This is a genomic window from Streptomyces sp. NPDC102462 (genome assembly GCF_044765425.1).
In the GTDB taxonomy this organism is placed as follows: Bacteria; Actinomycetota; Actinomycetes; order Streptomycetales; family Streptomycetaceae; genus Streptomyces.
The window spans coordinates 59,874-72,854 of the sequence record NZ_JBIWKB010000045.1; the positions used below are offsets into that span (position 1 = coordinate 59,874).

The 12,981-nt window shown below is 70.1% G+C and carries 9 protein-coding genes and 2 pseudogenes; 5 read left to right on the plus strand and 6 right to left on the minus strand.

What is annotated here, in order from left to right; translation table 11 throughout:
- The first annotated feature begins 11 nt into the window (after nucleotides 1–11).
- The 3 genes and pseudogenes from ACIRFL_RS31205 to ACIRFL_RS31215 form a co-directional block, all read left to right on the plus strand.
- Nucleotides 12–455, plus strand: a complete 444-nt coding sequence (locus ACIRFL_RS31205; protein WP_404034939.1) for a TadE/TadG family type IV pilus assembly protein — start codon at nucleotides 12–14, stop codon at nucleotides 453–455.
- Complete coding sequence (locus ACIRFL_RS31210; RefSeq protein ID WP_404034921.1) at nucleotides 455–901, plus strand: pilus assembly protein TadG-related protein; 447 nt, start codon at nucleotides 455–457, stop codon at nucleotides 899–901. The genes ACIRFL_RS31205 and ACIRFL_RS31210 overlap by 1 nt, the downstream gene beginning before the upstream one ends.
- Nucleotides 901–1,671: pseudogene (locus ACIRFL_RS31215) on the plus strand (LysM peptidoglycan-binding domain-containing protein); the annotation flags it as partial. The gene ACIRFL_RS31210 and the pseudogene ACIRFL_RS31215, both read left to right, overlap by 1 nt.
- Here the strand turns inward: ACIRFL_RS31215 and ACIRFL_RS31220 are convergent.
- Nucleotides 1,631–2,500: pseudogene (locus ACIRFL_RS31220) on the minus strand (MGH1-like glycoside hydrolase domain-containing protein); the annotation flags it as partial. The pseudogenes ACIRFL_RS31215 and ACIRFL_RS31220 sit on opposite strands and share 41 nt — an antisense overlap.
- Nucleotides 2,501–3,219: 719 nt before the next feature.
- Between ACIRFL_RS31220 and ACIRFL_RS31225 the strand changes: the two are divergent.
- Nucleotides 3,220–5,319 carry a hypothetical protein gene (locus tag ACIRFL_RS31225; protein WP_404034923.1) on the plus strand — a complete coding sequence of 700 codons (2,100 nt, stop codon included), beginning with the start codon at nucleotides 3,220–3,222 and terminating at the stop codon, nucleotides 5,317–5,319.
- 370 nt (nucleotides 5,320–5,689) lie between these two features.
- Here the strand turns inward: ACIRFL_RS31225 and ACIRFL_RS31230 are convergent, their stop codons facing one another.
- The 5 genes from ACIRFL_RS31230 to ACIRFL_RS31250 form a co-directional block, all read right to left on the minus strand.
- Nucleotides 5,690–8,053 (minus strand): putative PEP-binding protein, encoded by a 2,364-nt coding sequence (locus ACIRFL_RS31230; protein ID WP_404034925.1) that lies wholly within the window; start codon nucleotides 8,051–8,053, stop codon nucleotides 5,690–5,692.
- Entirely contained in the window at nucleotides 8,034–9,134 is a 1,101-nt protein-coding gene (locus ACIRFL_RS31235) for a hypothetical protein (RefSeq protein WP_404034927.1), read from the minus strand. Before ACIRFL_RS31235 ends, ACIRFL_RS31230 begins: the two co-directional genes overlap by 20 nt.
- Nucleotides 9,135–9,145: 11 nt before the next feature.
- Nucleotides 9,146–9,712 (minus strand): hypothetical protein, encoded by a 567-nt coding sequence (locus ACIRFL_RS31240; protein WP_404034929.1) that lies wholly within the window; start codon nucleotides 9,710–9,712, stop codon nucleotides 9,146–9,148.
- 12 nt (nucleotides 9,713–9,724) lie between these two features.
- Nucleotides 9,725–10,546: a hypothetical protein gene (locus tag ACIRFL_RS31245; protein WP_404034931.1), complete on the minus strand. Its 822-nt coding sequence runs from the start codon at nucleotides 10,544–10,546 to the stop codon at nucleotides 9,725–9,727.
- A 982-nt stretch (nucleotides 10,547–11,528) separates the two neighbouring features.
- Nucleotides 11,529–12,068 carry a TetR/AcrR family transcriptional regulator gene (locus ACIRFL_RS31250; RefSeq protein ID WP_404034933.1) on the minus strand — a complete coding sequence of 180 codons (540 nt, stop codon included), beginning with the start codon at nucleotides 12,066–12,068 and terminating at the stop codon, nucleotides 11,529–11,531.
- Nucleotides 12,069–12,152: 84 nt separating this feature from the next.
- Here ACIRFL_RS31250 and ACIRFL_RS31255 point away from each other — a divergent pair, with 84 nt between their 5' ends.
- The gene (locus ACIRFL_RS31255; RefSeq protein WP_404034935.1) at nucleotides 12,153–12,911 is read left to right on the plus strand and encodes an SDR family oxidoreductase; all 759 of its coding nucleotides are present in this window, start codon (nucleotides 12,153–12,155) and stop codon (nucleotides 12,909–12,911) included.
- The last annotated feature ends 70 nt before the right edge of the window (nucleotides 12,912–12,981 follow it).

Below are 12,981 nucleotides of genomic sequence, written 5' to 3' on the forward strand. Positions count from 1 at the left end.
ACGTGCGATACATGGCCCGCCTGGCTCACAGGATTCGCAGTGACGAGGGCAGTGCCGCGATCGAAGCGGCCATCGTCCTCCCGCCGCTGATCATGTTCCTGTGCCTGGCGATCGCCGGCGGCCGCATCGTCACCTCCGGCGCGAAGATCGACTCTGCGGCTGAGGACGCGGCCCGGGAAGCATCCATTCACCGCACCGCGGCGGCCGCCCAAGGGGCCGCGCAGTCAGCAGCCGCAGAGTCCCTGGGCGACCAGGGCATCACGTGCGCGTCGACATCCGTCCGCGTCAACACCGGCGGCCTGAGTGCGCCGGTAGGGCAGGTCGGCACCGTCACCGTGACCGTGACCTGCACGGTCAATCTGGCGGATCTGCTGCTGCCGGGCGTGCCGGGAGCCAAGACACTCACGTCGACGGCGACCTCGGTAGTGGACCAGTACAGACAGCGAGGCGACTGATGATCTTGCACCGGATACGGCAGGCCAGCGGTGAAGACCGGGGCGGCGTCACGGTGTTCGTCGCCGTGTGCGTGTTCGCGCTGATCGGCATCATCGGCGTCGCCGTCGACGGCGGCAGCAAGATGCGCGCCACCGAGCGCGCCGACTACATCGCCGGCGAGGCCGCCCGGGCCGGCGGGCAGGCCATCGACCCCGCCGACGCCATCAACGGCACCGCGATCACCGTCGATCCCCAAGTCGCGGCGGCCGCGGCGCAGGCCTACCTGCACTCCGCCGGCGCCACCGGCACGGTCAGCGTGGCCGGCGACGGCACAACCCTCACCGTCACCGTCACGGGCTCGTACGACACGACGTTCCTGTCGGTGGTCGGGATCGGCTCTCTGCCGGTGACCGGCCATGGCACAGCCACACTCCTGCACGGCGTCACCGCTCCCGAAGGAAACTGATGCGCACCACCCGCTCCCCCGCCGCAACGATGGGCCACGCCCTGGCCCGGGTCTTCAAGGCCGTGATGAGCCTGCTCGTCCTGGCCGCCGCGGTCGCCGGGCTGCCGCTGCTGCTGGCCTGGGCCACCCCAGTCATCTGGGCCACCACCCACGACGACCTCACCCACCTGCTGGACCGGCAGGACACCGGCAGCGTATTCCTGCTGCTGCTCATCGCCGTGGGCTGGACCGGGTGGGCGCAGTTCACCTTCTGCGCGGTACGCGAGCTGATCGCACAGCTGCGGGGCCGCACCTGGCACGCCCCGCGAGGGATGGGCGCCTCACAGCGCGCCGCAGCCCTGCTGATCGGCAGCATCCTGGTACTTCTGCCCACCAGCTCGGCACTGGCCTCCAACGCCCAGGCCGCCCCCGCCACCACCGCGGGACTTGTGCCGGGCCAGGCGGTCCAGCCCCCGCAGGCCACCGCCCAAGCCGACCATGCCTCACCCGCATCCTCCGCGAGCACCCAGGCGTCGCGTACGTACACGGTACGCGAGACGCGGCCGGCGGAGAGCCTGTGGGCCATCGCCGAACACGAGTTGGGAGACGGCGAACGGTGGCGGGAGATCGCCGACCTGAACAAGGGACGGACCATGGCCGACGGCACCCTCTTCCGCGCGAACAGCTTTCTGCAGCCCGGCTGGCAGCTCCACATGCCCAAGACCGCCAACGGTCGGCCTTCGCATCGTCGCCTCGTCGGCCGCGGCGCCGCAGGAGCGCGGCGATCGCCCTGGCATCGCCGTACTGGTAGGCATTGAGGGTGGGGCGGAAGCCGTCACCACCGTGGTACGGGTCGTCGCTCTGGTAGGAGCTCGCGGTGTACTCCATCGCGTCCCATACCGGTGTCTGCCAGTAGAGACCGACCTCGTCGTCGAACTGCGGAGCCCATCCGTTCCACTGACGCTCCAGCTCGGGAAGCAGACCGAGGGCGTGCTCCCATCTGCCGTCGGCCGAGGCCCGGGCCACGACGGCGTCCGCGATCCAGAAGGAGTACTGGTGTGCCCAGTCGGTGGTGTTCTTGTTGAGGGCGTCCGTGGCCGGCTTGGGCCCTGAACCGCTGCCGTGCAGCCAGTAGCCGATGTAGTCGTCGAGGTAGCGGTGGTCGCGCAGCCAGCGTGCCTCGCGGATGTGGTGAGCGGCAGCGGCGACGATCCCGCCGTACGGCGCGGAGTAGCCGACCGGACCCAGGAACTCCGAGAGGATCCACCCCTCATCGGGCCCGGTGTACTTGAGGGCATGCTTGATCACGCGCCACCGGTAGTAGTAGGTGTCCCGTATCGCGGTATCGGGCAGGTCGACGAAGGGGATGTTCGCTTCGTACCACTCGGGCTCCGGCAGGTCCGCGAGCAGCGACCGGTGGTCGAGGAAGGCTGTTCCGGGTCCCACTGCCGGGTACATCGCAGGCGTGGCCGAACCCTCGCCGGCTGCGGTCGCCTTGCCCGGAGGGCTGCTTGGTGCCATCACGCGTGCGGCCGCGCCGGCCGGCAACGAACCGCTCAGGGCCAGCGAGCCCAGAGCCGCGGTGCCGCCGTGAAGAAATCGCCGACGATCGAGGGTCATGCGAGTACTCCTTCCGCGAGAACGAGCGGACAGGTCCCTCCCGGGAGGTTCGACGGGTGGAACGCCGGAGGTTCACGGCTCAGACTGCCATGAGTCGATGCTCAGTTGAAGAGTCTGTGCAACGTTGTAAACCGAGCTGCCGTACGCGCCTCGACGCCCTCATCCAGATGCCGTCGGCTCGTGACGGTGCGCATCGCGTCCAGGGCACCGGTAGCGCGGCCGCCTCGCGCAGTTCGGCGGCAGCCTGGGGACGAACTCGGCGAGCGTGGCGTCCGGCTCGGTCGGCCAGCGGGCCGTGGCCGGATGATCGGCGCCCACGGCGGGCCACGCCGCTCATCGGTCGGCCCGCCCCTCTTGCGCCTACCTCAGGCAGTCGGCCTACCGCAGGAATCACAGGCCGTCAGCTCCAGCCGACACCACGCCCTGACGCTCCAGGTCTGGTCCGGTCGGCCGTGCACCGCCGGGCGCTCGGCCAGTTTCTGTTCCGACACGGCGAACAGCCCGTCACTGAGCGGCAGCGGCAACGACGCCGGTCCTCTGGAAGCCGGCGCTCTCGGCCCGTCCTTGGACCGGGCCTTGCGCCGGGCGCTGTACCGACCGGATGTTGACGCATTGACAGGTACACGAGCCTCGGTTACAACGTTGTATGGCGGGCCACACGGCCATCGCCGACAGCCACGCCGTGGACGCCGTTGCTACCACTCCCCCGAGGTGATGCCATGAGACGCGTCCTGTCGGCGTTGTCCACACTGCTCACCCTCATCGGCCTGCTCTCCGTCGCCCCGGTTGCTCACTCCGTGCCGGGCGGCGGCACTCAGATGTGGCCGGGGTACTCGTACTACCCGAGGCTGGTCCGCCTGGAGCACAACGGGTCGTCGAACGGCACGGTGGTGGCCGCGGTCGTCACCAACCAGAACAGCAACTGGGTCGGCGCCATCTTCCACAGCACCGACAACGGCAGAACGTACACACAGGTCGGCGCCGTCAACGACCCGGTCAACTCCACCGGCATGTGCTGCCAGACCCTCTACGAACTGCCGAGCGCCGTGGGCGGCATGCCCGCCGGCACGCTCCTGTGGGCGGCGTCCTTCGGAGCCGACGCGGGCAGCGGCAGGCACATGTCGATCCGGGTGTGGCGCAGCGACGACCTCGGTGCGAGCTGGTCGTATCTGTCCACCGTGACCACGGCATCGAGCAGTCTCGGCCTGTGGGAGCCGGAACTGACCGTCTCGTCCGACGGGCACCTCGTCGTCTTCTACTCCGATGAGACCGATCCCGCGCACAGCCAGAAACTCGAACGTGCCCGGTCCACCGACGGCGTCACCTGGACCGACGTCAGCGACGCCGTCGCGCTCGCCGACTCCTCGGCCCGCCCCGGGATGGCCGTGGTCCGCAAGCTGCCCGGCGGGTCCTACCTGATGAGCTACGAGGTGTGCGGCGGCTCGCACGTCTGCGAGGCGTACGTCCGCGGCTCGCCCGACGGCTGGAACTGGGGCACTCCCTCGGACATCGGCACCCGGGTGCGCACCGCGGACGGCCGCTACCCGGCGAGCACCCCCACCATCACCGTCGCGGGGAACACCGTGCTGCTCACCGCGATGCGCCTGCGCAACGCGGACGGCAGCTTCGCCGCCGGCGACGGCAAGACGGTGCTCGGCAACACCGGGGGCGGCCAGGGCTCGTGGTTCGACATCGCCTCGCCGGTGCCGCTGTCCGACGCCGGCGGCGGCCCGGCCCCCACCTGCCCCGGCTACTCCTCGCCGCTGCTCGGCTCGGCAGACGGCAAGTCGTTCATCCAGATCACCACCGACCTCGACGCCGGCAACCAGTGCCATGCGTACGTGGGCCAGGCGTCGGCGCTGCCCAGCGGCAGCACCGGGTCCACGTGGGCCGCGGAGGGCTCGCAGGTCTACCTTTCACCGCACCAACAGCATGTGATGACCACCAACGCCTCCGGCGCGCTGCGCAACGTCTGGTGGGACAGCTCCACCGGATACGCGGCGAACACCTGGGCCACCGGGGTCACCGGCGCCCCGGTCGCCTTCGTGGACGGCACCCAGCAGCACGTGTTCGTGCGCGGCTCGGACGGTTCGCTGCAGCACTACTTCTGGGACTCGGCGACTGCCACGACCACCCACGACACCTGGGCCACCGGTGGCGTCGCCGGCGACCCGGCCGCGATGATGATCGGCGACGCCCAGCACGTGTGGTGGGTGGACAGCGCCGGCAAGCTGGAGCACTCCTGGTGGGACCCGGCCGGCGGATCACACCACGACACCTGGGCCACAGGTACCACCGGCCGTCCCGGCGTCATGCTGGTCGGCGACGTGCAGCACGTGTTCGTACGTACGTCGACGGGCGCGATCAGGCACGTGTGGTGGAACGCGGCGCAGGGCTTCCAGAGCGAGACCGTTCCCGCCGATGCGGCCAGTGCCCCCGCCGTCGCGGAGATCGGGGACGCGCAACACCTGTGGTTCACCGACAGCGCGGGCGATCTACGGCACTGGTGGTGGAGTCCGGGGGCGGGCTGGAGCAACGACACCTGGGGGAACGGGGTCACCGGCCGTCCCACGTTCCTGCAGGACGGGACCCAGCAGCATGTCTTCGTACGCGGCAGCGGCGGGACCGTCGAGCACTACTGGTGGCAGTCCTCCGACGGCCTGCGCCACGACACCTGGGGCACCGGCATCAGCGGCGATCCCGCCTCCCTGCTGATCGGGGACGCCCAGCACGTGTGGGCGACCGACCCGAACGGGGCCGTACAGCACTGGTGGTGGAACCCGGCGGACGGACTGCGTCACGACACCTGGGGCAGTTGACCCGCCGTCGGCGGTGGCCCCCGGCGCCATGTCTGACGGCGGCCGTCTCCTCCTCCCCTGCGGCAGCGCGCCGGGCCTCGACGGCATCCGCCGCGATCCAGTAACCGCGTCGGCTCAGATTGGGACAAGGCCATCGGGTACTCCGTCGAACTGTTCGCTCTCCAGGGAGACTTGGGCGATGGCCTGCCCTTGGTCAGGGAGCGTGCACGGTCAGCGGATGCACGCTCTGGCAGACATCCGCGTATTCCGGGCCCGTGCTCGGCTACAACGAGGCGACGCACCCTGCGCGCCGGGGCCGTGGGGACGTGTTCGTCTCCTCACCGGCGACCGCCGGCACGAACGGGCCGGCGCCGCCCAGGCACATGGGCCGTCAAGCCTTCGACACCGGCGAAACGCCAAGAGTGTTCAAGGCTTCAGGGTCGGCGAGTTGCAGCACCGCGGCGTGTGCGGCTGGAGCGGTCGGTGCCGACAGGGCGGCTTCGGCGATGTTCCGGCACTGGGCGAGGGTGTGCCGCCCCAAGGTGTACCGGACGGTCGGGATACTGCTCGGGGCCATGGAGAGCGAGGTCGCGCCGAGCCCGGTGAGGGCGAGCGCCATGAGAGGGTCCGCCGCCGATTCCCCGCAGACACCGGCCGGTTTGCCTGCGGCGGTGGTGGCACGGAGTACGCCCGCCACCAGGTGGAGCACTGCCGGTTGCCAGGCATCGAGGAGGTCGGCCAGACCGCCGAGCAGTCTGTCGGCCGCCATGGTGTACTGCGCCAGGTCGTTCGTCCCGATCGAGACGAAGTCGACTTCGCGCAGGATGTCGGCAGCGCGGATCGCGGCCGCGGGAACCTCGATCATCGCGCCGGCCCGCCCGATCCTCCTGCGGTGGACCATCGCGGCGAACGCGGCGGCTTCTTCAGGTGTGGCGATCATGGGTGCCATCACCCAAGGCTCCGCCTCGGTCGAGTTCCGGGCCTCGGCCAGTGCGTCGAGTTGCGTATCAACGATGTGCGGTGCGGTCCGCTCGACGCGGAATCCGCGTACGCCCAGAGCGGGGTTCTCCTCCTGCTCGCGCGGGACGAAGGCCAGGGGTTTGTCCGCGCCCGCGTCAAGTGTGCGCACCACGACCTTCCGGCCCGGCAGTTGGCGCAGTACGCGCTCGTAGGCCAGGGCCTGCTCGTTTCGGGCAGGCGCGTTATCGCGGCCGAGGAAGAGGACTTCGGTCCTGAAGAGGCCGACGCCGTCGACGCCGTCCGGGTCCAGGCGTTCCGCGTCGTCGGGGGTGCCGATGTTGGCGAGGAGTTCCACGCGGTGGCGGTCGCGTGTCTGTCCGGGGCCGTGGTCGTGTGCCAGTCCGCGCAGGGTACGTACGCGCGCGGTGATCCTCGCGCGGACCGTGTCGTCGGGGTCGGTGAACTGCGTCGGAGGACCGAGTTCTTCGCGCGTCGTCAGGTCCCAGACGCGGACGGTGCCGTCCCCGCCCCCGGTGATCGCGACCGGGCGCCCGCCGAGTACGGCGGTGGTCAGCGAGACGGCTCCGATCTTGTGCATGGTGAGTGGTTCGCCCACAGGGGCCACGGTGGCCAGGTCCCACATCCGCAGCATTCCACTCGTGTCGCCGTTGCCGAGGGTGACCACGACGGGACGGTCCTCGACGACCGCGGTGGCCACCGCGTCGAGGAACCCCTCCTCGTCGTCGCTCTCGGGGTTCGGCTCGACGGCCATGACCTCCCCCACCCGGGCGCCAGTCGCCAGATCCCACACCAGGACCGTGCCCGTGCCGTCTCCGGTGACCGCGACCGCGCGGCCGTCCAGCAGCGTCGTGGCCGCGTCGGCCACCTCGTCCTCGTGACCGGGCAACGGCCCCCGCAGGAGCCTGCGATCGGCCAGGTCCCATATGCGTACGGCGCCGTCCCTGTCGCCGGTGACCAGGACAGGGCGCCCGTCGAGCACCGTCACCGCGACGGCCTTCACGGCGTCACCGTGCGCCAAGGGCCGGCCGGTCTCCTCGCCGGTGGCCGGATCCCACACCCTGGCCATGCCGTCGAAGCCGCCCGTGATCACGACAAGCCGGCCCTCGATGTGCGCCGTCGCCATCGCGGGCCCAGTCACGCCGTGCCCGGTGATCGGCGTGCCCACCACGTCCCCCGTGGCGAGGTCCCAGACCCGAGCCGTGGCATCGCTCGCGCTGACCACCACCGCGCGGCCGTCGGTCTCGGCCGTGGCGACGCAGTGGACGGTGTCGCTGTGCCCGGCCGGCCGTTTGCCCGACTCGTACGACCCATAGGACCAGAACGGTTCCCAAGCCCGGATCCTTCCGTCGGCGCAGGCGAGGACGGCGAGAGGCCGCCCGTCGGCCTCGGTGGCCGCCACCGCGTGGATCTGACCGTTGAAACCGGTGTAGACGGAGGCCAGTTCCGTGCCGCTGGCCAGGTCGTAGACCCGCGCGATCGCGCTCAAGCCTCCGGTGACGACGATGTCGCGGCCGTACGCCTTCCCCAGGACCACCCCGCGCGCGCCATTGGCCTCCCCCGAGATCGTGCTGCCCACCTGCGTGCCGGTCCCCATCTCGGCGACGACGACCTCGCCGTTTCTCCCGCCGACGACCACGACCAACCGACCGTCGAGGACCACCGTCGTCAAGGACTGCGCCTCGCCGCGGGGTATCCGGCCGTGCAGCTGCGTCAGCAAACGCTTGCCCAGGTCCCACACCCGCCCGACGCCCTCGTCATCGACCGTCGTCGCCATCGTTCGGCGGTCGATTCGGCAGTGGCCAACAGGCGCAGCGGGGTGTGGCTGTCGGTGAGCGGCTTGCCGACCGGCTCGCCCGTCGCGAGGTCCCAGAGGCGTACGGTCCCGTCATCGCCTCCGCTGACCACCACCGTACGACCCACAGGGTCTTCCCCCACAGGGTCTCCACGGCCGGCCCTACCACGGCGCCGCGGTGGCCCTTCAGGGCGGCGCCCAACGGCTCGCCGCTGCCCGGGTCCCACACCCGCACAGTGCCGTCGGCGCCCGCGCTGACCGCGACGGGGCGGCCGTCGAGCTGTGCCATGACCACGCCGTACGCACCGCCTTCGTGACCCATCGCGGTCCAGCGGAAGCCGCCGAGCCGCGTGCCCGTGGACCATGCGACACGTCCCCACCGCGGGGCGGGCTCGTCCGGCAGGGGCACGGCGCTGATCCGCGACGCCAGCCGCCAGTCGCCGCGCCGCGCGGCGTCCAGGGCAAGCAGGAAGCGGCGTACGGCGCCGGGGGCGGTCGCGTGCAGCTCGGCCGAGGCCTGATAGACCCGCCTGACGAAGTCGACCCCCGGACCACCCTCCGCCAGCTCCAGCAGGGCGTTCACGGTAGCCGGGTCGGCGGTCACCAGGAACGCCGGGTCGTCCGTCAGCACCCGGGCCAGCCGCCGAACGCCCTCGGCGGTAAAATCTGGGTCGGTGCCCTTGGCCGCCCGCCGCCAGTGAACGGTGGCCCGGTCGGAGTCGCCGCGCTCCGCCGCCAAGCCGCCGAGACGCAGTCGGGCGAGCTGGTTCTGGGGCTCTACGCCGATCTCCACGGCAATGCGCAGAAGAGCTTCGGCCAAGCCCGTATTCCCCTGCTCCATATGCGATTCCGCCCCGGCCAGCAAGGCCTCGGCCGAAGCCTCGGCATCGGTGTCAGGGCCGTGCATTTCTTCGAGTACCCGGTCCGCCTCCTCGTGCTGTCCCAGGTCCGTGGGGGGATCGGACAGCCGCAGCCGGGCCACCTGGGCGATGTCCGGCGGCCCGGTCAGCAGGGTGCGGTACAGCCGCGTGGCCTCCTTCGGATCGCCCGCGCGCTGCTTCAACTCGGCGAGGCTCAAGGCGGCTTGAGGAACGATGAGCTCGTATCCGGACGTGTACGCCCCCGCGCGCGCAGCAGAGGCAGAGCCCGCTCGTCATCGCCCGCCTGGACGTGCAGGAACCCCAGAGCCAGTGCGGAGCGGGCGGCCAGTCGGCGCAGCGGCGACCTCGCGGCCCGCTCGAAGTACACGGCCGCCTGTGGGCCGTCGCCCTCGAAGGAGAGAGCGATCCCCCGGTAGAAGAGGGCGTCGTACTCGGCCTCGGCACCGGCGAGAGCGACCGCGCGATCCATCGCCGCCCCTGCCTCTTCGTAGCCCAGCGCCGCCAACTCGAGCATGCAGGTGAGGAGTTCGGCTGCGGCCCGGTTGCCCGGATCCCCGCTCGCCCGCGCCGCCTCGGCCAGTCGTACGGCCTCCTCGGTACGGCCCTCCATCACCAGACGGTCGAGCCGCTCCGTCACACTCTCGTACGTCATGTCCGTGGTCGCGAGCGAGCCCTGAAGGGCATCCGGATTCTGCTCGATACGACGCTGCCGCCTGCGGCGCAGCCGGCCTCCGGCGCCCCACCCGTCTTCCGTTGCCACCCCGCTTCTCTCTCAGCCGGTCCGGCGAGCGACGTGGATCTGCGCGCCCCGGGTGAGGGTTTCGCCGAGAATGCTCACGTAGGTGTCGCGTTCCATGCCCTTGACGTCACTGATCCGGGGCAGGCCGCTCTCGCCGTAGCCGTTCTGCGGAACCAGGTCGAAGCGCACGTCGCGGAACTTCGCCGGATCGGAGCGGTACTTCTTGAGGATGAGGAGGGCGGGCAGGGTGTCGGTCCGTACATCGCCGCTGAGGAACGGCTCGAACACGCTGACCGTCCTTCCCAGCCCGTCTTGCCCTGAGGGGTCGCAGAATCCGCGCGTTTCGAGTTCCGCTCGCACTCCACTTGGCAGGGGTGTGCCCGCTCCGGCGTTGACCTCCAGGTCGAGGCCGGGCACGTTCTGCTCCCCTTTCCTGTTCACTGTCACCGTCAACGGGAGGACGGCGTCCGTGGCGTAGTCGACGTCATGGCAGAAGCTGCCCAGCACGACCGTCTCGGGCGGTTCCGAGTCCGTGAAAGGGCCGCCGGAGCCCGGGGCTGCCACCGACACGCCCTGGCGAGCGTTCTGCAGGGGCCCGGTGGCCAGGGCGATGCTGTAGCGCGCCCCACCCTGGTTTCGGACCTCGAAACTCCCCCGGGGGGACACGGGGAGGGCCAGGGCGGGATCAGCGGTCGGCGTCGCGGACGCCGATGGCGAGGACGAGGACGAGGACGACGTCGCCGTCGGTGTCACGGACCGGGTCTGCGCGGTGCTCGTCCGCTCGGCGGCCCCGGGCGCGGCCTCGCCGGCACGGCCGCAGGCGCCGAGCGCCAGACCGATCCCTGTACCGAGCACCAACACCGCTCCGCTCCGGACAGCCAGGCGGAAACGAACAGACCCGTATCGGCCCTTGGCGGGCTGCGCCATGAGTCAACTCCACTGAGACAGGCCATTACTTGATCCAACTCCAGATATGGAAGGTATGCCAATCATGGGAGGCTGTATAGGTATCCTCGCCGCGACGCCCTGACACCGCCGCAGAGCGTGCCGACGTCGCCGCCGTCACCGGGCCGACCGCCATAGGGGGCGACCACATGGCCAGCCCGACGCGGTGACCCGGTCGCGGACGGTGAGGCCGACGCCTGCCGAACCCCTTGCGCCGGCGGCGGTCGCACGTATCAGGAGGGGCCAGGTGGAAGTACGGTCCGGCGGGGCGGGCCGCGTCGAGTTTTCCGGCCATCGCCAGGAGCGTGCGGGCCACCGCCGCCCGCCGTCCGCCGTCCGCTCCAGCGGTTCCTTCAGGACGGCAACCTCCTGCGGGGCAGAATCTCCTCGCCTGGCGGGCTCGCCTACGGATGCCACGACGCGTGCGGTGGCGTAAAGGCGGGCCGCCGGGGTGTGGGCCGCAGCCTCACTGTGCTGGTCAACCCGGGGCTGGTCGGCCGATGCTACCCAGGGCGCGCGGAGTGATGACGCGCGCCGACCAGTCCCCGGGCTCCAGCAGTCAGGTCTCGGCGGTTGCGGGTTCACTCCACGCGTTCCACCGCCCGCCGGAGGCCACCCGTACCCCCACGGCCGCAGGGGGTAGGGAGCTGAGCGGTGCGAAGAGCCGCAGGACTAATAAGAAAGCCACATTGGAGCCTGCGATCACCGCACGATCTTCGGGAATCCAAACGCTCCCGATGATCAGACAGTGGCCGCGCCCCTCTCTTCCCTTGCGGGAGTGCCTTCCGACTGCGGGAGGAGAGCTACAGGAGACTTTCAAGACGTCAATTGGGCTCTTCACAGTTGAGGGTGTGGGTGGTTGTGGAGCCGTGTTCTGGGGCCGTTCCGTTGGTCAGCGTCGACGTAGCCCGTCGATGATCACATCGAGCAGATGTCGGGCGCGTGTGTCCCACTCCTCCTCATTGACGCGCGCGAGGTAGCCGATGAGCAGTGTCACGTCGCGAGCGTCTACGTCATTGCGCACGTCTCCCGTACGGCGGCCTGCCTGCAGCAGTTCGTCGATGGCGGAGGTGATGCGGGTGATGCTGGCGTCGGTGAGTTCGCGCCACACGGTCGCCTCGACGGCGGCGATCAATCCTCGTTTGACTCGCGCGTAGTCGGCCACCTCCCCGAGCCATAGCCGCAGTGCGGCGAGCGGCGCGTGCTCCTCGAGTAGCCGTGGCACGGCAGAGACCAGTTCATCAACCTCGTGCTCATACGCCGCGGCCAGCAGGTCTTCTCGTGTCGGGAAGTGTCGATAGAGCGTGCCCTGCCCAACGCCGGCCGCGCGGGCGATCGCGCTGAGGCGCACCTCCTCAGACGCTGCAAGTGCGGCACGGGCAGCGACCAAGATGCGTTCCCGGTTCTGCGCGGCATCGGCGCGTGGAGACATGGGGCCATCCCTCCCCTACGACTAAGCGGACAGTTGTCCGGTAGCATCTTGCGGACAGCTGTCCACTTTAGTTCAGGAGGAAGCATGATCGAGGGAAAGATCGTCGCGATCACCGGAGCGAGCAGCGGGATCGGGGAGGCGACCGCTCGACTACTCGCCCGCAAGGGTGCGGTGGTGGCGCTCGGCGCGCGCCGTACAGCGAGACTGGCGACGATCGCCGAGGAGATCACGCATGCGGGAGGTCGTGCGTTGGCGTGCGAGGTGGATGTCACGCGAGGCGAGGACATGCGGCGCTTTGTCACGTGCGCTGTCGAGGAGTTCGGTGCGCTGGATGTCTTGGTCTCCAATGCCGGGATCAGTCACCTCGGGCCGATTAGTGATCTCGACGTCGAGGGGTGGGACGCCATGATCGATGTCAACCTGCGCGGAGTTCTCAACGGAGTCGCTGCGGCGCTCCCCGTATTCCGCCAGCAAGGACGAGGCCACCTGGTCACCACAGTCTCGACCTCGGGACTCAAGATCGTCCCGACCCAGGCGGTGTATGCGGGCACGAAGAACGCCGTCCGGACCATCCTCGAAGCGCTGCGCCAAGAATCCACCGACGGAACCCTGCGCACGACCTCGATTTCGCCCGGATTCGTACAGACCGAACTTGTCGACAACGTCACCGATGACGCCACACGAGAACAGGTGCAGCGACGCATGGCCGAAATAGGGATCCCCGCCGAAGCGGTCGCCCGAGCCATCGCATTCGCCATCGACATGGGGACCTGTCCCCGAGTGGTGGACACCTCTGAGCCCGGCCCCGGCAGGGGCCGGGGCAGGAGGGATCTCTTATGGTGATGAAGGTCTACTCGCCCGAGTTCAAAGCGGATGCTGTCGCGCTGTACCTATCGGACCCGAGCCACACCTT